The following is a 19,516-nucleotide window of genomic DNA, read 5'->3' on the forward strand; positions in this document are numbered from 1 at the left end:
ATGGCACACAGGCCAGACTGCCCCCTGTCAGCAGGGCGAAAACATGATAAAGAACCGGCTCATGACTGTCCGTACGCGTTTTGCTCCCAGCCCCACCGGCCTGCTGCATATCGGCAACGCCCGTGCCGCCCTTTTCAATTTCCTCTATGCCCGCCATCACGGTGGCCAGTTCCTGCTCAGGATCGAGGATACCGACCGAGAACGCTCGACCCAGAAAGCGGTCGATGTGCTGTTCGACGGGCTGGCGTGGATGGATATCCACTCAGACGAAAAACCGGTATTCCAGTCCACCCGGCAGGCGCGCCATACCGAAGTGGCGCATGAACTGCTGGCAAAAGGGCTGGCCTACCGCTGTTACTGCACGGCGGATGAACTGAAGGAAATGCGTGAGAAGGCGATGGCCGAGGGCCGTCCTCCCCGCTACAACGGCATGTGGCGCGACCGCGACCCGTCCGAAGCCCCCGCCAATACCCCTTACACCATCCGCATCAAGGCCCCGCGTGAGGGGGAAACCACCATCCACGACCTGGTGCAGGGCGACGTGCGCGTGGCCAATGCCGAACTGGATGACATGATCATCCTGCGCGCCGACGGCACCCCGGTTTACCAGCTTGCGGTGGTGGTGGATGACCATGACATGGACATCACCCACGTAATCCGTGGCGATGACCACCTGACCAACACCTTCCGCCAGGCCATGATCTACCGCGCCATGGGCTGGGACCTGCCGCATTTCGCCCACCTGCCGCTGATCCACGGGCCGGACGGCGCCAAGCTGTCCAAGCGGCACGGGGCGCAGTCGGTGGTTGAATTCCGTGACATGGGCTACCTGCCCGAAGCCCTGAACAACTACCTGCTGCGTCTTGGCTGGGGCCACGGCGATGCCGAGATCCTGTCACGTGAAGAACAGATCAAACTGTTCGACCTCGATGGCGTGGGCCGCTCGCCATCGCGCATGGATTACGCCAAGCTGCTGCACATCAATGGCGTATGGCTGCGTCAGGCCGATGACACGCGTCTGACCAATGACGTGATGGAACGCCTGGGCAGGATGGAGGGCGTTGATACCTCCGACGCAACACGCGCAAAGGTGCTGGCCCTTATGCCGGGACTGAAGGAACGTGCGAAGACGCTGGTGGAACTGGCGGATAACGCCGCCTTTCTTGGTCGTTCACTGCCGCTTTCGTTCGATCCCAAGGCCGAAAAGCAGCTGACGCCTGAGAACCGCGTCATGCTGGGCAGGCTGGCCGAAGCCCTGAAGGCGACGGCGCCGTTTGACAAGGACGCCATCGACGCGACCCTGCGCCAGTTTGCCGAAACGCACGAAATGAAGCTGGGCAAGGTGGCGCAGCCACTGCGCGCCGCCGTGACCGGCAGCACCATGTCGCCCGGCATCGATGATACGCTGGCGGCCCTTGGCCGTGACGAAGTGCTGGCGCGCATCAACGCGGTTGCCGCCCATGAGTGAGCGCGGCAGCCATGGCAGCAATGTCTTCCTGACCCACCCGGCGCGCCACCTGCTGGGCGTGCAGGGCATGCATCCCGCCCGGATCACGCCCTTCCTTGATCTGGCGGAACATTACGCGCTGCTCAACCGCTCGCGCAAAACCCCGCGTGACCTGCTGCGCGGGCGCACGCTGATCAACCTGTTTTTCGAGGACAGTACCCGCACGCGCACCTCATTCGAACTGGCGGGCAAGCGGCTGGGCGCGGATGTGGTGAACATGACGGTTGCCAGTTCCTCGGTCAACAAGGGGGAGACCCTGCTGGATACGGCAGCCACCCTGAACGCCATGCATACCGACCTGCTGGTGGTGCGCCATTCGCAGTCCGGCGCGCCCGCCCTGCTGGCGCAGAAGGTACAGGCCAGCGTGGTCAATGCCGGTGACGGCACGCATGAACATCCGACACAGGCGCTGCTCGATGCGCTGACCATCCGCCGTCATTTCGGCATGTTCGAAGGGCTGACCATCGCCATCTGCGGTGATGTCAGCCACAGCCGTGTCGCACGCTCCAACATCCACCTGCTGACCGCCATGGGCTGTCAGGTGCGCGTGGTGGGGCCGCCAACACTGGTTCCCGGCGCCATCGGGGCGCTGGGGGTCAGCATCCACCATACGATGGAAGACGGCCTGCGCGGGGTGGATGTGGTGATGATGCTACGTGTGCAGCGCGAACGCATGAAAGGTACGCAGGTGCCCAGTGCGCGCGAGTATTTCCGTTTCTACGGACTGGACAACAAACGCCTCGCACTGGCGAAGCCGCATGCGCTGGTCATGCATCCCGGCCCGATGAACCGGGGCGTGGAAATTGACAGCCGTGTTGCCGATTCCGACCAGAGCGTAATCCGTGAACAGGTGGAAATGGGGGTTGCCGTGCGCATGGCGGTTCTGGACATCCTCTCCCGTGGGGGAGATGGCGCATGAAGCCGGTCCTGTTTGAAAATGTCCGCCTGATCGATCCCGCAAACGCCCTTGACCGCCCCGGTCGCCTGCTGGTGAAGGACGGCGTGATTGCCGGCACCGACCTGCCGCAGGCCGAAGGCGTGCCGGAAGGGGCCGAAATCGTGGATGGCGGCGGCCAGCTTGTCCTGTGCCCCGGCTTGGTGGACATGCGGGTCACAATTGGCGAACCCGGTTATGAATACCGTGAAACGGTGCTGTCCGCGGCAAAGGCTGCGGTTGCCGGGGGCATCACCACCATCGCCGTGCTGCCCAATACCAGCCCGACCATAGACAACCCCGCCCTTGCCCGCCTGCTGCGTGCGCGCGGCGAGGAAACGGGCATGATCGACATCCTGCCCTATGGCGCGCTGACACGGGAATGCGCGGGTAAGGAAATGGCGGAAATCGGCCTGCTGGCCGAAGCGGGCGCCATTGCGTTTACCGACGGTCCCCACGCCATTGCCGACAGCCGCACCATGCGGCAGATGCTGACCTATGCGCGCGGATTCGACGCGCTGATCGTCCAGCATCCCGAAGACCCGTCACTGGCGCGCGGCGGGTGTGCGACCGATGGCGAACTGGCCACCCGCCTTGGGCTGCCGGGCATACCGGCGGCGGCCGAGGCCATCCTGATCGCGCGCGACCTGCGCCTTGCGCGCATGACGGGGGGACGGCTGCATTTCGGCCATGTCTCCACCGCCGAGGGGCTGGACCTGATCCGGGCGGCCAGGGCAGATGGCATCAGGGTGACATGCGATACCGCGCCGCCGTATTTTGACCTGAATGAAACCGTGATCGGGGACTTCCGCACCTATGCCAAGCTGTCGCCGCCGCTGCGTACGGAAGCAGACAGGCAGGCGGTCTGCGCGGCGCTGGCAGATGGCACGATCGATGCTGTCGCATCCGACCACATGCCCTGCGACGCGGATGATAAACGCCAGCCCTTTGCCGTAGCCGCCGCCGGGGGAACGGGCCTGTACACGTTGCTGGCCGTAACCATGGCACAGGTACATTCAGGCACGATCAGCATGATGGACGCCCTTGGCCTGCTGACCCATCGCCCTGCTGGCGTGCTGCGCAGCGGGGCCGGGACGCTGGTTGCGGGCCGACCTGCCGACCTGTGCCTGTTCAACCCCGATACCGGGTGGATCGTGCGGGCGGGCGAAGTGCCGGGCAAGGCCCAGAATACCCCGTTTGACGGCCGGGCGCTGGAAGGCCGCGTGCTGGGCACATGGAAAAACGGACGACGCGTATTCGGGACTACCGCCGCATGATTTACGGCATTCCCACTTACGACCTGCCGCTTATGGCGGCGGTTGCGTTCCTGTCCTACCTGATCGGCAGCATCCCCTTCGGGCTGGTACTGACGGCACTGTCGGGCAACGGGGATATCCGTAAGATCGGGTCGGGCAATATCGGGGCCACCAACGTGCTGCGCACCGGGCGCAAGGGGCTGGCGGCAGGCACGCTGGCGCTGGATGGCACAAAGGGGGCTTTCGCGGTTTTCTGCGCTTTCGTGCTGTGCCCGTTCCATACGCTGGCTGCCGAATCCCTGGCTGCCGTCTTTGCCGTGGCGGGACACTGCTTTCCCGTATGGCTGAAATTCCGTGGCGGCAAGGGAGTTGCGACCGGGCTGGGCTGCATACTTGCCCTCATGCCCGGTGTCGGTCTGTGCTGCTGCGCTCTGTGGCTGATCTTTGCCAAGGTCACGCGCATTTCATCGGCAGGGGCGATCATTGCCTTCGCGGCCCTGCCGCTGCTCATGATCCGGCCGGGACGGATCGACTTTTCCTCTCCCGCCTATGTCGCGGGTGGCCTGATCGCGATGATGATCCTGATCCGCCATCACGCCAACATCATGCGCCTGCTGAAAGGCACGGAACCCAGGATCGGCCAGAAAAGCGCATGACCTTACCCGATGCCGCAACGGTGCTGGCCTGCCTGCGGCTGGCGCGGACGGACGGCATCGGCCCGGTCGCCTACCGCCGCCTTGTCCGCACGCATGGCAGCGTGCATGCAGCACTCGACATGCTCGAACGCGGGGCAACGCGCATAAGCCGCAGCGTGGGGCCTGTCTGTCCGCGCGATGATGCATTACGCGAAATCGACCGTCTGCAGGATATGGGCGCGCACCTGCTGGTACATGGACAGCCCGGCTATCCGCCCCTGCTGGCCCGCCTGCATGACGCGCCACCGGTATTAAGCGTTCTGGGTGATCCCGCATTGCTGGCGAATCGCATGGTAGGAATCGTAGGCGGGCGCAATGCCTCATCGGGCGGAATCCGCATGGCGGAAAGCCTGGCAGCATTACTGGCCGCCCACGGTGTGGACACCGTGTCGGGGCTGGCGCGTGGGATCGACGCCGCAGCCCATCGTGGTGCCATGACGGCAGGCCGCACGGTGGCGGCCATTGCAGGGGGACTGGACTGTCCCTATCCGCCCGAACATGACGCCCTGCAGGACCAGATCGCACGTACTGGCGCGGTTGTGACCGAAGCCCCGCTGGGCACTGTACCGCAGGCCCGGCATTTCCCGCGCCGCAACCGGTTGATTGCCGGTCTGGGGCTGGGTTGCGTTGTGATCGAGGCGGCACTGCGTTCAGGCAGCCTGATTACCGCACGCATGGCGCTGGAATATGACCGCACCATATTTGCCGTGCCCGGATCGCCGCTGGACCCGCGCTGCCATGGCAGCAACGACCTGTTGCGCCAGGGCGCGGTGCTGACGGAAAACGAACGTGACATTCTGCGTGAACTACCTGAATTCATGGAAGAAACCACGCTATTTCCCCTACAGGCACCGCCATCGGTTGCAACGGCGCGTGGTCCCGCTCCCCGCCATGAATCCCGGCCACGGGCCATGCCCGCGCCGCCGCCTGCCGCCCCCCCGGAGGGAACGGGCGACCTACATGAAATGATAGAGGGTTTTCTATCTTTCACGCCATCACCTGTTGACGATCTCGTACGGCGCTGCCAGTTCTCGACAGCAGCAGTCCTGACCGTCCTGTCGGAAATGGAGATTGCGGGCACGATCGAATTCCTTGCGGGGGATATGGTCGTGCGGCGTCCACCCCCCGCCTGACAGCCGGGATTATACAAGGTTTTAGAATCGTGATCCGGAGACAGAATGACTGACGTCGTGGTGGTCGAATCGCCAGCCAAGGCGAAAACGATCAATAAGTATCTGGGTGATAACTACACGGTTCTTGCCTCGTTCGGGCATGTACGCGACCTGCCGCCCAAGGATGGCAGCGTCAAGCCCGACGAAGGCTTTGCCATGGTGTGGGAAACCGACGAGCGCGGCAGCCGCCAGATTGCGGCCATTGCCAAGGCGCTGCGTGGGGCAAAACACCTTTACCTCGCCACTGACCCCGACCGTGAGGGCGAGGCCATTTCGTGGCACGTACGCGCGATCCTGGAGGAGAAGAACCTCCTCAGGGGGATCGACGTACAACGCGTTACCTTCAATGAAATCACCAAAAGCGCCATCAAGACCGCGATGGCCCACCCGCGCGGACTGGATTTCCCGCTGATCGAGGCGTATCTCGCCCGCCGCGCGCTGGACTACCTCGTGGGCTTTACGCTGTCGCCCGTGCTGTGGCGCAAGCTGCCCGGATCGCGCAGCGCGGGGCGCGTGCAGTCGGTCGCCCTGCGCCTGATCTGCGAGCGCGAGGCGGAGATCGAGGTCTTCAAGCCACGTGAATACTGGTCGGTCATCGCGCGCATGACCACACCGGGCGGGGCTGCATTCTCCGCACGGCTGACCCATCTGGACGGGCACAAGCTGGACCAGTTCGACCTGAACAACGAAGCCCGCGCCATGGACGCGAAGGCGGCGGTGGAGGCAGGCGACTTCAGCGTTGAAAAGGTTGAACGCCGCAAGGTCCGCCGCAACCCGCCACCGCCCTTCACCACATCGACCATGCAGCAGGAAGCATCACGCAAGCTGGGCATGGGCGCGCAGGTGGCCATGCGTACGGCCCAGCAGCTGTATGAAGGCATTGACATCGGTGGTGAGACGGTCGGCCTGATCACCTATATGCGAACCGATGGCGTGCAGATGGCGGGCGAGGCCATCGGGGCCATCCGTGGCCATATCGGCCACAGCTTCGGCCCGGAATACGTGCCGGAAAAAGCCCGCATCTATTCCACCAAGGCCAAGAATGCGCAGGAAGCGCATGAAGCCATCCGCCCGACCGACGTGCGCCGCACGCCAGCCGACATGGCGCGCTACCTCTCACCCGAGCAGAAGAAGCTGTATGATCTGGTGTGGAAACGCTCGGTCGCCAGCCAGATGCAGTCGGCCGAACTGGATCAGGTCGCCGTCGATATCGTGGACCGCCAGCAGCGCGTGACCCTGCGCGCCACCGGCTCCATGATTGCATTTGATGGTTTCCTGCGCCTGTACAGCGAAGGCCGCGACGATTCCCCCGCCAGGGCGGATGACGATCAGGACCGCATGCTGCCCGCCATGAAGGAACGCGACGCCATCGGGCGGGGTGATGTCGCGGCGGAACAGCACTTCACCCAGCCGCCGCCGCGTTATTCGGAAGCATCGCTGGTAAAGAAGATGGAGGAAATCGGCATTGGCCGTCCCTCCACCTACGCCTCGATCCTGACCGTACTGCGCGACCGCAATTACGTGCAGCTGGAAAACCGGCGATTCGTGCCTGAGGATAGGGGGCGGCTGGTCACGGCCTTCCTCACCTCCTTCTTTGAACGCTATGTCGATACGCAGTTCACGGCGGGGCTGGAAGAACAGCTTGATGACATTTCCGGCGGCCGCGCCAACTGGCGCGATGTCATGTCCGCGTTCTGGTCCGATTTCTCCCACGCGGTGGACCAGACCAAGGACCTGAAAATCTCAGACGTCATCACGGCGCTGGATGCGGACCTTGCCCCCTATTTCTTCCCGCAGCGCGAGGACGGGCAGGACCCGCGCGTCTGCACCGCCTGCCACACCGGGCGTCTGGGGCTGAAGCTGGGGCGTTATGGCGCATTCATCGGGTGTTCCAACTATCCCACCTGCCAGTACACCCGCAAACTGGTGGTTGACCCTTCCAAGGAAGGCGAGGACGCAGCGGCGCTGAAAGATGGCATGCGCGTGCTGGGCAATGCCCCCACGGGCGAGGAAGTCACCGTGCGCCGTGGCCCGTGGGGCCTGTATGTGCAGCAGGGCGAACCCGACCCCGAGGACAAGAAGGCCAAGCCGAAGCGCGCCACCATCCCGCGTGGGCTGGATGGGGACAAGATCACGCTGGAACAGGCCGTGGGCCTGCTGTCCCTGCCGCGCATCGTGGGTATCCACCCCGAACTGGGTGAACCGATCGAGGCCGGTCTGGGCCGCTTCGGGCCGTATGTGAAAATGGGCGCGGTCTACGGGTCGCTGGACAAGGACGATGATGTCCTGACCGTAGGCCTGAACCGCGCGGTGGATGCGCTGGCGAAAAAGCTGGCATCCATCCGCACCATTGGTCCCCATCCCAGGGATGGCGAGCCGGTCATGGTGCGCAAGGGCCGCTTTGGTCCCTATGTGCAGCATGGCTCGATCGTGGCCACCGTGCCGCGCGGGCAGGACATGAACGATGTGACCATGGACGAGGCGCTGACGCTGCTGACCGAAAAGGGCAAGCCGCTGAAAGCCAAGGGCAAGAAGACGACCACCACCCGCAAGCCCGCCGCCCGCAAGACCAGGGCCAAGACGGCAGAGGGAGCAGAGGGCGCGGACGAGGCGAAAGCCGCCCCCAAAAAGAAGGCAGCCCCACGCAAGACAGCGACCAAAACGGCAGCCAAAACGGCAGCCAAAACGACCACGCGCAAGACCACGACCCGCAAGAAGGCCAGTCCGGCCAAGACTGAAAGCGAGACTGACTGATCATGAAACGGCAGCGTCCAGCAACTTCCGAGATGCCGGACCCCCTGCCCACGGGCACGCCACAGGCCCGTGCGGGCAGCCTGCCGGATCGTGAACAGCTTCGCGCGTTTATCGAAAACGCAACCGGGCGGATCGGCAAGCGCGAAATCTGCCGGGAATTCGGGCTGGGACCGGAACACAGGCAGGCCCTGCGGCAGATGCTGCGCGACATGGCGCTGGATGGCACACTGGCCCCTGCGGGCGCGCGACGGTTCCGTGTTTCGGACCGCCTGCCCGAATCCATGGTCGTGCAGGTGACCGGCACGGATTCCGATGGCGACCCCATCGCCCGCCCCGTGCAGTGGGATGGGGAAGGACATGCCCCCGTCGTCTTCATGCACCCGGAACTGCGTGGCCGCGCCGCACTTGCGCCGGGCGAACGCGTGGTCGCCCGCCTGCGTCGCATCGGACCGGGCAAATATGAAGGCCGCACGCTACGCCGCCTGACCGATGCGCCGATGCAGGTCGTGGGCCTGTTCCGCACCCTGAGTGAAACCGACCCCATGGCGTCCGCACCCGCCCGCTACCGCCCGGCCGGCACGCTGACCCCCGCCGACCGGCGGGCGAAGGCGCAATGGGTCATTCCCATGGGCGAGGACGCGGACAGCCCTGATGACGAAATCGTCATTGCCACTCCCCTGCCCCAGTCCGGACCGGGGCTGCATCCCGCGCAAATCATTGAACGCCTTGGCCCGCAGGGGGATGCCCGGACCATAAGCATGATCTCGGTAGCCATGCTGGGAATCCCGCATGTCTTCCCGGCCGAGGCGCTGGCACAGGCAAAGGCCGCCCGTAGCGTGGCGGCACAGGACCGCACCGACCTGCGTGACATGCCGCTGGTCACCATTGATGGCGCGGATGCACGGGATTTTGATGATGCGGTCTATGCCGAACCTGTTGGCGACGGTTTCCGCATCACCGTCGCGATCGCGGATGTCGCATGGTATGTGCGACCGAACAGCGCACTGGACCGCGCAGCCCGTCTGCGGGGCAATTCGGTCTATTTTCCCGACCGGGTGATCCCCATGCTGCCCGAAGACCTGTCCAACGGGTGGTGCTCGCTGCGACCGGGGGAAGACCGGGGATGTCTGTTCGTCAACATGGATGTGGCGGCCAATGGCGCCATCAGCAATGCCCGCTTCGGGCGCGGCATCATGCGCAGTGCCGCGCGCCTGACCTATGAACAGGTGCAGGAAGCGCGTGACGGCGCACCGGACACCACCATCGCCGGCCTGCCCGACGGACTGCTGGACAGTCTGTTCGGGGCATGGCGATGCCTGTCGGCAGCACGGGCGCAGCGCGGCACGCTGGACCTTGAACTGCCCGAACGGCTGGTGCGGCTGGATGACCATGGGCGGATTGCGGCCATTGCGCCACGTATCCGCCTCGACAGCCACCGGCTGGTCGAGGAATTCATGATCGCGGCCAATGTCGCCGCCGCCCGCTGCCTTGAAGGACGGCACCTGCCCTGCCTGTACCGGATCCACGCACCACCGACGCCCGAACGGCTGGAAAGCCTGCGCCGCACGCTGGACACCATGGGCCTGAAGCTGCCGCCTGTGGGCAGCCTGCGCGCCGCCGACCTTGACCATGTGCTGCGTCAGGTACGCGATACCGACCAGGCCGGACTGGTAAACGAACTGATCCTGCGCGCGCAGAACCAGGCGGAATACAGTCCCGAACCGGTCGGGCATTTTGGCCTGTCCCTTGCGTCCTATGCCCATTTCACCAGTCCGATCCGCCGTTATGCCGACCTGCTGACCCACCGCGCCCTGCTGGTGGCCATCGGGCTGGAACCCGGTCCGGCCCCCGGCCATGACGAACTGGAGGAAGCGGGTATCGCCATTACCCGCACCGAACGCCGCGCGGCACAGGCCGAACGCGAAACACTGGAACGCTACGCCGCCACATGGCTGCAGGCCCGCGTGGGCATGGTCATGGACGCGCATATATCCAGCCTGTCCCGATTCGGCATTTTCACCGTGCTGGATGCAACCGGCACCTCCGCGCTGCTGCCCATGTCTGCCCTGCCGGAAGATCAATGGCATCATGACGAAAAAACGCAGACACTGACCGCACGCGATACGACCATGGTATTCCGCCCCGGTCAGGCCCTGCGCGTACGGATAGAAGAAGCATGCGCCATCCGGGGGACAGTCCTGCTGGCACTGCCCGATGCCCCACCCAGCCACCGCAGGCGGCGGACATGAAACGCAGCCGGTTTCCGGTCATCATCCTGCGCCCGCAGGCCACGGGACGGGAAAACGCCAGCATGTGGCGTCGCCGTATCTCCACACTCGGGCATATCCCGCGTGACACCATTGTCCTGCTGCTTGTCATCATCCGGCTGACCACGGCCGCCTGTGCCGATGACATGCCCACAACCCCGCGCACCCCCACGCCCCAGCCCCCCATGCATGAAGACAGCGTGGACACGACCGATGCCGCCAGCATGGACCTTGGGGTCATTTCCTCGGTCATTCAGGCGAGTCTGTCATTCCTGCAGCCCCGGACACTGGACAGCCATGAGATCCGTGATTTCGCGCTATGGGGCCTGAACGGGCTGAGCGCGCTGGACCCGTCGCTGAGCATCGAGGAACAGCACGGCTTCCTGCAACTGGCCGCGACGCAGAAAACCGTACTCGCCCTGCCTGTCCCCGCGCCGGACGACGTAACGGGATGGAGTGCTGCCATCACCCGCATACTGGATGTGGCGTGGCATCACTCCCCCGCCATGCGCAGCACGGGACAGGATGGCGTGCTGCAGGGTTTCTTTGATGAACTGTTCAACCATCTCGACCCGTATTCACGCTATGTCCCGCCGGGGGCGGCCGTATCGGACCGCAGCATCCGCACCGGGGGTGAGGCCACGGCGGGCCTGACGCTGGGGCTGGACCATCACGCCATCATCATTACAGCCGTCAACGCGAATGGCCCCGCATGGCCAACCAGCCTTGCAGCGGGCCAGATCGTACGCGCGATCAACGGACGTCCCACCGAGTCCCACAGCCTGGATACCGTGACCTCATGGCTAAACGGTCCCAATGGCAGCCTTGTCCGCATAACCGTCGAGTCGAAGGGACGGCGGAGCACGGTCACGCTGCACCGGGCCTCCACGCCCCCCGAAACCGTCTTCGCCTATACCAGCGGCAAGCACGTCGTCCTGCACATCACCGCCTTTTCCGCCAACACGGCGGAGGAAATGAGCCAGTACCTGGACGAAGCGATGAACGTTCCCGGCATTTCGGGCCTGATCATCGACCTGCGCGGCAACCGGGGTGGCGTGCTGCAGCAGGCGGTCACCACATCTGCCCTGATGCTGGACCACGGTGTGGCGGCCATAACACAGGGACGGGACCCGCAGGCCAACCATGTCTGGGCCGTGCAGGGGGGCGATATGACCAATGGCCTGCCCATCATTGTCCTGGTCGATGGCCGGACCGCCAGCGCCGCCGAGATACTGGCCGCAGCCCTGGCCGACCAGAAACGCGGCGTTGTCATAGGCAGCGCCACGCTGGGCAAGGGACTGGTGCAGACCATCGGGCAGATGCCCAACGGGGCCGAACTGTTCGTGACATGGAGTCGCGTGCTGGCGCCGCTGGGCTGGCCCCTGCAGGGACTGGGCGTCATGCCCCAGGTCTGCACCAGCCTTGGGGAAAGCGAACTGGAACGCCAGCTGCAGGACCTGGCCGAAGGCGCGGCCGACAGCCGGGAATGGATCGCGGCCGCCCGCCAGGTCCGCTATCCCGTGGACCTGGCGCGCATCCTGACCATACGCAAGGCCTGTCCCGCCGCGATCGGCACGGATGGTGATCTTGATGCCGCCCATTCCCTGCTGGATAACCCGGTCGAGTACCATGCCGCCCTGTCCACCATACCCGAAGAAGGGCCACCCCCGCCCGGTGGCGGGTAAGCCACAACCATGCGGGAAACCGTGCTATTCCTGCATACCTCCCGCTGTTTTTCTGCATTACCGGAGAAGTCCGCCCCAATGGAAGAAGCACGTCTGAAAACCGGCATCTGGGTCCGGGCAATGCTGCGCCAGGCTGGACAAACGGGAAATCCGGGCATGGTGCTGCACCATGGCGATGACGATGCGGGTGGCGTTCTGATCGTGCTGCTGGGCCGCGGCGGACACATGTCCGTGCTGGCCCAGACCCGCACCCCCGATGGACGGCGGGCATGGTTCCGCGCTACAGGAGAGGCGGCTGTAGATCAGGCCGGTGTGGATGCCTATGTTACAAGACAGATGGAACGGGACCCGGATTTATGGGTTCTTGAATTCGACGCACCGGATCTGACGCCACCGTTTGAAGCAAAGTTGATATGAAAGACGTGATTCCACGGGTTTGAAAAACAGTGAAACCGGACCGGACAGGGGTGTGGCATCTTGCACACAGTCAGGTCCGCCAGTTGGCACGGCAGCCCAAAGCGGCCGATAAGGTGGTGGCAATGGATTGTCAGGGCTGGTTTCTTTCAGCAAAAGAATGCTGATGCTGATCATTCCAAGGAATAGGGCACGTGCACCCGACCGGGCCGATATGCCGGAAGAGGCCCGTCGAAGGGAGAAGAAGAGTATGAATCTGCGGTACGGATTGCTTGCAGGGTCTTTATTGGCTGCCTCGGTTACCCTGGGCTCCGTACTGGTCTCCGCTCCGGTATTCGCCCAGCCTGTTCAGGGCCTGTATATTTCAGGTGCTGGCGGTGCAAGCTTCAATCAGGGACAGGTCATACGTCATTCCTCCGCACGTGATGAGTTCAAGACAGGGGGCACGGGCATCGGCAGCCTTGGCTGGGGGCTGGGCAACGGTTTCCGTGTCGAACTGGAAGGCTTTTACCGCAGCAACGACATGAAGACGGTGGGCGGCAACGCAGCCTATCATGCCCATGCGGATGGCCGGCAGCAGACATCGGGGCTTATGGCCAACGCCCTGTTTGACCTTGATATCGGCAAAAGCTGGCTGTTCCCGTATTTCGGCGCGGGTATCGGTTATGGCTGGCAGAACATGAACAGCACCATTACCGGCAACGTAGGCGGGCAGAACTACAGCCAGCACGTCGGGGGCACATACGGCAACTTCGCCTATCAGGGTATTTTCGGCCTGTCCTTCCCCATGCCGTTTGCCGTGGGCCTGTCAGCCACGGCGGAATACCGGTTCTGGACCATGCTTGGCCCGCAGTCGCACCATTCCATTGTCAGCGGCAGTTCCACGGCCCTGTCAGCCATGAACAGCGATTACGGCTTCCGCAATGGCAACCGCGACAGCCGGACCGATTTCAATCATTCGCTGATGCTGGGACTGCGGTACGAGTTCAACCCCGCCCCCCCGCCGCCGCCTGCGCCCACTTCCGTCGCGGCACCGGCACCGGCTGAAAACCGGACCTATCTCGTGTTTTTTGACTGGGATCGCAGCGACCTGACCGAGCGGGCCCGTTCCATCGTAGCTGTCGCGGCACAGGCATCGACCAATACCCAGACCACCCGGATCGAGGTCAACGGCTATACCGACAACTCGGCAGCCCATCCCGGTCCGCAGGGTGAAAAATATAATCAGACCCTGTCCCTGAAGCGGGCGCAGGTCATCAAGGCGGAACTGGTACGTGACGGTGTGCCTGGTCCCGCCATCGACATCCATGGCTATGGCGACAGCAACCCGCTGGTCCAGACTGCGGCCAACACACGCGAAGCGCAGAATCGCCGTGTCGAGATCATCCTGCACTGATCCCGCCACAACCCATCTGACCTGACTATGGAAAAGAAAAAAGCGGCGCCCCTAGGGGCAGCCGCTTTTTCCATATGCGCAGGCCCTCAGGCCGCGCATATGGGATGAATCAGACCAACCCGGTAAAGAGCGAAGTGGACAGGTAACGTTCAGCAAAGGACGGTGCGATAGTCACGATGGTCTTGCCCGCGTTTTCCGGGCGTCCTGCCAGTTGCACGGCCGCATGCAGTGCAGCACCCGATGAAATGCCCACCGGCACCCCATCCAGCCGTGCACAGCGGCGCGCGGCCGCAATGGCCTCACGTTCCGATACGGGGATCACGCCATCAAGGGCGGCCAGATCGAGTGTCCGGGGACAGAATCCCGGCCCGATGCCCTGAATGCCATGCGGCCCCGGTTCATCACCGTTCAGGATGGCGCTTTCCATGGGTTCGACACCATAGACCTGCAGGCTTTTCTTGCGTGGCTTCAGACCATGTGCGATGCCACTGGCCGTGCCACCCGTACCCAGTCCGGCCACAATGATATCGACCTCGCCCGCCGTATCGGCCCAGATTTCCTCTGCCGTGGTCGCGGCGTGAATGGCCGGGTTGGCCGGATTGTCAAACTGGCGCGGCATCCATGCATTCGGAGTCTTTTCGAGGATTTCCTCGGCGCGTGCGATGGCGCCCGCCATACCCAGACGCGACGGCGTCAGTTCCAGCTGCGCATCCAGCAGCCGCAGCATCTTGCGCCGTTCGATCGATGCCCCTTCGGGCATGGTGACAATCAGGCGATATCCCCGGGCGGCGGCGACAAACGCAAGTGAAATACCCGTATTGCCCGAAGTCGGTTCCACCAGCGTGGTCTTGCCCGGATGGATTTCCCCCCGGCTTTCCGCATCCTCGATCATGGCCGCGCCAATACGGTCCTTGACCGAGCCGAGTGGATTGAAAAATTCCAGCTTCATCAGCACCCGGCTCTGCAACCCATCCTCACGGGTCAGATGCGGCAGCGCCACCAGTGGCGTTCCCCCCACGGTATCGACAATGGAGTCGTAGACCCTGCCTCGAGGTGCTGCAAAACCATACGTGCGATCTGGCGGGGTGGTCTTTTTCATTCGTTATCACTCCTTGTTGCGGAAATGGCCTATTCACGCATACAGTCTGTACATAATCCACCATCCTCCTTAACAGAAGCGTGGATCAATCGGGGGATTGCTGGTAAATGAAGCGGGCTGGTTTCCAAATCCATTAAAAGCGAGGCTGAACGATATGCTGCTCCGGCGGGACAGGACCATGATCGCAATCCTGATCATGCTAGATGTGGCCTTCCACGCAGGGCGCAATGGCACCATCAGTGCGGCCGATATTGCAGAACGTGCGGGTCTGGCGCGACGCGGAATTGAACCGCTGCTGCAGACGCTGTCGCGTTCCGGACTGCTGGAAAGCGTGCGGGGGCCGCGCGGGGGCTACCGGTTGGGTCGGCCCCGGCGTGATATCCTGCTGTCGGATATCCTGTCCGTCATCACGGCGGAAGACAACACGGATGATGGCCCGATCGGCGGACTGTTCCAGAAGGTGGTTGAACCCTGCTGGCAGGAATTCGACACCATGCTGGATGAGGAATGTCGCAAGATCAGCCTGGATGACCTGGTGCGCCGTGCCGAACATGCCGGCATGCGCCGTCCGTTACCCGAACCCATCACCTTTTCCATCTGATATTGGGCCGGGATACGCATTGACGCGTATCCCGGCCCGGTCAGGGCCGGAAAACCGGCCTTATTTCGCAGTGCTTACGGCAGGGGCGGTGACGTTGGCCGTCACGTCCATGTATTCACGCGGCTGCTTTTCACCCGTAATCAGCACGACGCGGAACCTGTCCGCGCCGGAATAGGCGGTGTTGGGCGTATACGTCACATAAGTGTGATCGTTGTAGTTGTAGATGAACGCCTTGCCATGCTCAGGTGCCGGGGACACGCCAAACGAGGCATAGGGGTGGCCTGCAGAAACACGCGTCTCGATCGCGCAGTACCCGTCATCGCTGCGCACCTGCATGCTGGCGGTCCTGGTGTCCTTGCCCGCAGCGGTGGGGCCGGTCACCTGGCACTGCCCCGACGCCTTCATGTAGTTGTAGGGATTGGGGGTTCCGCCGATACCACCAAGGTTCACGGCCGGTTTGTTGTCACATCCGGCGAGCAGAATGCCCGTCGTCATCATGATTGCAGACAGTCGCAGTCGCACTCGTCAGCTCCGCTGTATTTGATACATACCCGTTATCAGGACAGTCAGTTTCGCCCGCGCCGTCCCGTAACGGTCTGGATCGGCACAACGGCTAACCGCTTTGGCATATGCTCTAGAGCAACGCACCCCGGCGGGAAAGACCCGTTGGTCCTTTTACGCAAGCGGACAAGCCCTGCCCATGTGGCATACCTGCCCCGGGTGGCGCTGTCATCCCATGCCGCCATCATAACGCATCTTTTTGAACGTGGGTTGATATCCCTCCCTTTTGGCGACTGCCGGTTTGCGCTATAGACCTGATCCGGATTTCATTCCTGCCGGAATATGCGGGGTCCGTGCATTCCCCGTTGGCAACTGCCCCAATATCTGGAGAACCCGTCCTGATGTCCATGTCGATCTGGCGCGCTGGCGCTGCTGCCCTTGCCCTTATGGGGCTGGTTAATGGTGGGCAGGCACTGGCTGCCGGCCCCTGCTCCCCCTCCCCCGCGCATGAGGCGTTTGATGTGCAGGGCCTGAAAAGCGAGCTGATGGTGACAGCCCTGTCATGCGGCGCACAGGACAGATACAACAGCTTTGTCATGAAATTCCGCACCAAGCTGGCATCCGAGGAGCATGTCCTCAACAGCTATTTCAACAGCACCTACGGCCGTAACTCACAGCGCCAGCATGACGACTACATCACGCAGCTTGCCAACGTGCAGTCCGAACGTGGCCTGAAATCCGGCACCGCCTTCTGCCAGCAGCGCATGTCCATGTTTGATGAAGTGCAGGTACTCGACAGCACCGCCGACCTGTCCAACTATGCTCAGGCGAAGGATATCCTGCAGCCTGCGTCCTACCTGACCTGCACTGCGCCCAACCGCCCGGCCGCCAGCACACGCAGCCGCGCCCCGGCCCGCCGCACGGTCCGCAGCTAGGCTGTCACCCACCACACGGGTATGAAGAAAAAATATGGCCGGACCCGTGTCCGGCCTTTTTCATGCCCGCAAGTGCAGGCATAGTCCATGCCGCGTGCAGGGCCTTACGGCTTGACAGGACGCGATCTGACAGAACAAAAGAACGCTTCATGAACGACGATCTTTTTTCCGCACCTGCAGGCCCCGCAAAGCCTACCCGACGCAAGGTTTCCGCTGACCCCATGCCAGATAACGCCAAGAACGGCCCAGATGCCTATGACGCCAGCGCCATCGAAGTGCTGGAAGGGCTGGAACCCGTGCGCCGCCGTCCGGGCATGTATATCGGCGGCACGGATGAGACGGCGTACCACCACCTCGCTTCCGAAATCCTTGATAACGCGATGGATGAAGCGGTGGCTGGCCACGCCACCACCATTGATGTGACACTGGAAGCCGGTGACTGCCTGACCATACGCGACAACGGGCGCGGCATTCCGGTGGACCCGCACCCGCGCTTTCCCGACCGTTCGGCGCTGGAAGTCATCCTGACCACGCTGCATGCGGGTGGCAAGTTTTCGGGCAAGGCCTATGCCACGTCGGGCGGCCTGCATGGCGTAGGATCGTCGGTGGTCAACGCGCTGGCGTCGCGTATGGAAGTCGAGATCGCCCGCGACCGCGAACTGTGGCGGCAGATCTATGAACGCGGCCACCCGCTGAGCGGCGTTGAAAAGATCGGCCCGGTCAACAACCGGCGCGGAACACAGATCCGCTTTACCCCCGATCCGCAGATTTTCGGGCGGCTGCATTTTTCACCCCTGCGCCTGTACCGGCTGTGCCGGTCAAAGGCGTTCCTGTTCCGGGGCGTGACCATCCGCTGGTCATGCGACCCGTCCCTTATCAAGAATGATGAAGTCCCGGCGGAAGCGGTCCTGCACTTCCCCGGTGGGCTGGCAGACAGCCTGCGTGACGAACTTGGTGACAGGGCCGCCCTGCTGACCGACCTGTGGTCGGGGGATGCAGACCTGCCTACCGGCCCCGACGGGGCGGATACGGGCCGGATGGAATGGGCCATCGCCTTTCTGGAACAGGGCACTGCGGCCCTTGCGTCCTACTGCAACACCATTCCCACGCCCAATGGCGGCACGCACGAGACGGGCTTTCGCAACGCGCTGCTCAAGGGCCTGCGCAACTGGGGCGAACAGCGCGCCAACAAGCGCGCGGCCAGCATCAACGCCGATGATATCCTTGGCTGCATCGCCGCCAAGCTGTCGGTCTTCATCCGTGACCCGCAGTTTCAGGGCCAGACCAAGGAAAAGCTGACCAGCAGCGAGGCCAGCAAGCTGGTTGAAACCGCCTTGCGTGATCGCTTTGACCACTGGCTGGCGGGTAACCCGCAACAGGCGGACAACCTGCTGGCCTTTGTCGTGGAACGCGCCGAGGAACGCCTGCGCCGCAAGGAGCAGAAGGAAACCCCGCGCAAAAGCGCGACCCGCCGCCTGCGCCTGCCGGGCAAGCTTACGGACTGCACGCGTGAAAACGCGGCTGAAACTGAAATTTTCCTGGTCGAGGGAGACTCGGCGGGTGGATCTGCCAAACAGGCCCGCAACCGTGAAACGCAGGCGGTCCTGCCGTTACGTGGCAAGATCCTGAACGTTGCCAGCGCCTCGACCGAAAAGCTGCGTGGCAATCAGGAACTGCGCGATCTGGTGGAGGCACTGGGCTGTGGCATGGGCGAACGCTTTGACGCGACCAAGCTGCGCTATGGCCGCATCATCATCATGACCGACGCGGATGTGGACGGGGCGCATATCGCCTCGCTGCTCATGACGTTCTTCTACCGTGAACTGCCGGGCCTGATCCGGGGCGGGCATCTGTACCTGGCCCAGCCACCGCTGTACCGCCTGACACAGGGCGGAAAGAGCATCTATGCCATGGACGATGCCGACCGTGAGCGAAAGATGAAGAAGGATTTCAAATCCAACAGCAAGGTTGAGGTCTCACGCTTCAAGGGGCTTGGTGAAATGCCGCCGGGTGATCTGAAACAGACCACCATGGACCCCAGACACCGCACCCTTCTGAAGGTCATCACCCCGCCCGAGGACAGGGCGCTGACGCTGGAACGCGTGGAACACCTGATGGGCCGCAAGGCGGAACTGCGCTTCCGCTTCATTCAGGAACATGCCCGTCAGGTCGATAACCTCGACGTCTGAACCATCCGAAACAAAAAAAGCCCGGTTGCCTGCATCAAGGTAGCCGGGCTTTTTCATAAGAAGCTTTTTGCCGAGGCTTTGTTTCAGAAAGCCTCACGGAACGCCGCCTTT

At 63.3% G+C, this 19,516-nt stretch carries 15 protein-coding genes; 13 read left to right on the forward strand and 2 right to left on the reverse strand.

What is annotated here, in order from left to right:
- The first annotated feature begins 61 nt into the window (after nt 1-61).
- The 10 genes from gltX to MSKU9_RS08675 all read left to right on the forward strand — a co-directional run bounded on the left by gltX (nt 62) and on the right by MSKU9_RS08675 (nt 14,080).
- The gene (gene gltX / locus MSKU9_RS08630; protein ID WP_141260930.1) at nt 62-1,468 is read left to right on the forward strand and encodes a glutamate--tRNA ligase; all 1,407 of its coding nucleotides are present in this window, start codon (nt 62-64) and stop codon (nt 1,466-1,468) included.
- Nucleotides 1,461-2,426 carry an aspartate carbamoyltransferase catalytic subunit gene (locus MSKU9_RS08635; protein WP_141260932.1) on the forward strand — a complete coding sequence of 322 codons (966 nt, stop codon included), beginning with the start codon at nt 1,461-1,463 and terminating at the stop codon, nt 2,424-2,426. Before gltX ends, MSKU9_RS08635 begins: the two co-directional genes overlap by 8 nt.
- Nucleotides 2,423-3,718, forward strand: coding sequence for a dihydroorotase (locus tag MSKU9_RS08640; RefSeq protein WP_141260934.1), 1,296 nt, complete (start codon nt 2,423-2,425; stop codon nt 3,716-3,718). Before MSKU9_RS08635 ends, MSKU9_RS08640 begins: the two co-directional genes overlap by 4 nt.
- Nucleotides 3,715-4,353 (forward strand): glycerol-3-phosphate 1-O-acyltransferase PlsY, encoded by a 639-nt coding sequence (plsY, locus tag MSKU9_RS08645; RefSeq protein ID WP_141260936.1) that lies wholly within the window; start codon nt 3,715-3,717, stop codon nt 4,351-4,353. Before MSKU9_RS08640 ends, plsY begins: the two co-directional genes overlap by 4 nt.
- Nucleotides 4,350-5,525, forward strand: coding sequence for a DNA-processing protein DprA (gene dprA / locus MSKU9_RS08650; protein ID WP_141260938.1), 1,176 nt, complete (start codon nt 4,350-4,352; stop codon nt 5,523-5,525). The genes plsY and dprA overlap by 4 nt, the downstream gene beginning before the upstream one ends.
- Nucleotides 5,526-5,570: 45 nt before the next feature.
- Nucleotides 5,571-8,318 carry a type I DNA topoisomerase gene (gene topA / locus MSKU9_RS08655; protein WP_141260940.1) on the forward strand — a complete coding sequence of 916 codons (2,748 nt, stop codon included), beginning with the start codon at nt 5,571-5,573 and terminating at the stop codon, nt 8,316-8,318.
- 32 nt (nt 8,319-8,350) lie between these two features.
- Nucleotides 8,351-10,567, forward strand: a complete 2,217-nt coding sequence (locus MSKU9_RS08660; RefSeq protein ID WP_141260942.1) for a ribonuclease R family protein — start codon at nt 8,351-8,353, stop codon at nt 10,565-10,567.
- Complete coding sequence (locus tag MSKU9_RS08665) at nt 10,564-12,270, forward strand: S41 family peptidase (protein WP_141260943.1); 1,707 nt, start codon at nt 10,564-10,566, stop codon at nt 12,268-12,270. Before MSKU9_RS08660 ends, MSKU9_RS08665 begins: the two co-directional genes overlap by 4 nt.
- Nucleotides 12,271-12,348: 78 nt before the next feature.
- Entirely contained in the window at nt 12,349-12,687 is a 339-nt protein-coding gene (locus tag MSKU9_RS08670; protein ID WP_141260945.1) for a DUF1491 family protein, read from the forward strand.
- Between the two features lie 247 nt (nt 12,688-12,934).
- The gene (locus tag MSKU9_RS08675; RefSeq protein ID WP_162851932.1) at nt 12,935-14,080 is read left to right on the forward strand and encodes an OmpA family protein; all 1,146 of its coding nucleotides are present in this window, start codon (nt 12,935-12,937) and stop codon (nt 14,078-14,080) included.
- A gap of 109 nt (nt 14,081-14,189) precedes the next feature.
- Here MSKU9_RS08675 and cysK read toward each other — a convergent pair whose 3' ends face one another.
- The gene (gene cysK / locus MSKU9_RS08680) at nt 14,190-15,179 is read right to left on the reverse strand and encodes a cysteine synthase A (RefSeq protein WP_141260948.1); all 990 of its coding nucleotides are present in this window, start codon (nt 15,177-15,179) and stop codon (nt 14,190-14,192) included.
- Between the two features lie 154 nt (nt 15,180-15,333).
- On the opposite strand from cysK, the gene MSKU9_RS08685 reads away from it, so the two are divergent.
- On the forward strand, nt 15,334-15,780 hold the full coding sequence (locus tag MSKU9_RS08685; protein ID WP_026018474.1) for an RrF2 family transcriptional regulator: 447 nt from the start codon (nt 15,334-15,336) through the stop codon (nt 15,778-15,780).
- A 60-nt stretch (nt 15,781-15,840) separates the two neighbouring features.
- Here MSKU9_RS08685 and MSKU9_RS08690 read toward each other — a convergent pair whose 3' ends face one another.
- Nucleotides 15,841-16,278, reverse strand: coding sequence for a hypothetical protein (locus tag MSKU9_RS08690; RefSeq protein ID WP_141260949.1), 438 nt, complete (start codon nt 16,276-16,278; stop codon nt 15,841-15,843).
- 404 nt (nt 16,279-16,682) lie between these two features.
- Here MSKU9_RS08690 and MSKU9_RS08695 point away from each other — a divergent pair, with 404 nt between their 5' ends.
- Entirely contained in the window at nt 16,683-17,216 is a 534-nt protein-coding gene (locus MSKU9_RS08695; RefSeq protein ID WP_141260951.1) for a hypothetical protein, read from the forward strand.
- A 149-nt stretch (nt 17,217-17,365) separates the two neighbouring features.
- Nucleotides 17,366-19,405, forward strand: coding sequence for a DNA topoisomerase IV subunit B (parE, locus tag MSKU9_RS08700; RefSeq protein ID WP_141260953.1), 2,040 nt, complete (start codon nt 17,366-17,368; stop codon nt 19,403-19,405).
- Nucleotides 19,406-19,516: the final 111 nt, after the last annotated feature.

Source organism: Komagataeibacter diospyri, from assembly GCF_006538165.1.
In the GTDB taxonomy this organism is placed as follows: domain Bacteria; phylum Pseudomonadota; class Alphaproteobacteria; order Acetobacterales; family Acetobacteraceae; genus Komagataeibacter; species Komagataeibacter diospyri.

Coding starts and splice junctions, on each gene's coding strand:
- MSKU9_RS08670 (WP_141260945.1), top strand. CDS start 12,349: ATGGAAGAAGCACGTCTGAAAACCGGCATCTGGGTCCGGGCAATGCTG.
- MSKU9_RS08640 (WP_141260934.1), top strand. CDS start 2,423: ATGAAGCCGGTCCTGTTTGAAAATGTCCGCCTGATCGATCCCGCAAAC.
- MSKU9_RS08695 (WP_141260951.1), top strand. CDS start 16,683: ATGTCCATGTCGATCTGGCGCGCTGGCGCTGCTGCCCTTGCCCTTATG.
- MSKU9_RS08660 (WP_141260942.1), top strand. CDS start 8,351: ATGCCGGACCCCCTGCCCACGGGCACGCCACAGGCCCGTGCGGGCAGC.
- plsY (WP_141260936.1), top strand. CDS start 3,715: ATGATTTACGGCATTCCCACTTACGACCTGCCGCTTATGGCGGCGGTT.
- MSKU9_RS08675 (WP_162851932.1), top strand. CDS start 12,935: ATGAATCTGCGGTACGGATTGCTTGCAGGGTCTTTATTGGCTGCCTCG.
- gltX (WP_141260930.1), top strand. CDS start 62: ATGACTGTCCGTACGCGTTTTGCTCCCAGCCCCACCGGCCTGCTGCAT.
- MSKU9_RS08690 (WP_141260949.1), bottom strand. CDS start 16,278: ATGATGACGACGGGCATTCTGCTCGCCGGATGTGACAACAAACCGGCC.
- cysK (WP_141260948.1), bottom strand. CDS start 15,179: ATGAAAAAGACCACCCCGCCAGATCGCACGTATGGTTTTGCAGCACCT.
- MSKU9_RS08635 (WP_141260932.1), top strand. CDS start 1,461: ATGAGTGAGCGCGGCAGCCATGGCAGCAATGTCTTCCTGACCCACCCG.
- MSKU9_RS08685 (WP_026018474.1), top strand. CDS start 15,334: ATGCTGCTCCGGCGGGACAGGACCATGATCGCAATCCTGATCATGCTA.
- topA (WP_141260940.1), top strand. CDS start 5,571: ATGACTGACGTCGTGGTGGTCGAATCGCCAGCCAAGGCGAAAACGATC.
- dprA (WP_141260938.1), top strand. CDS start 4,350: ATGACCTTACCCGATGCCGCAACGGTGCTGGCCTGCCTGCGGCTGGCG.
- parE (WP_141260953.1), top strand. CDS start 17,366: ATGAACGACGATCTTTTTTCCGCACCTGCAGGCCCCGCAAAGCCTACC.
- MSKU9_RS08665 (WP_141260943.1), top strand. CDS start 10,564: ATGAAACGCAGCCGGTTTCCGGTCATCATCCTGCGCCCGCAGGCCACG.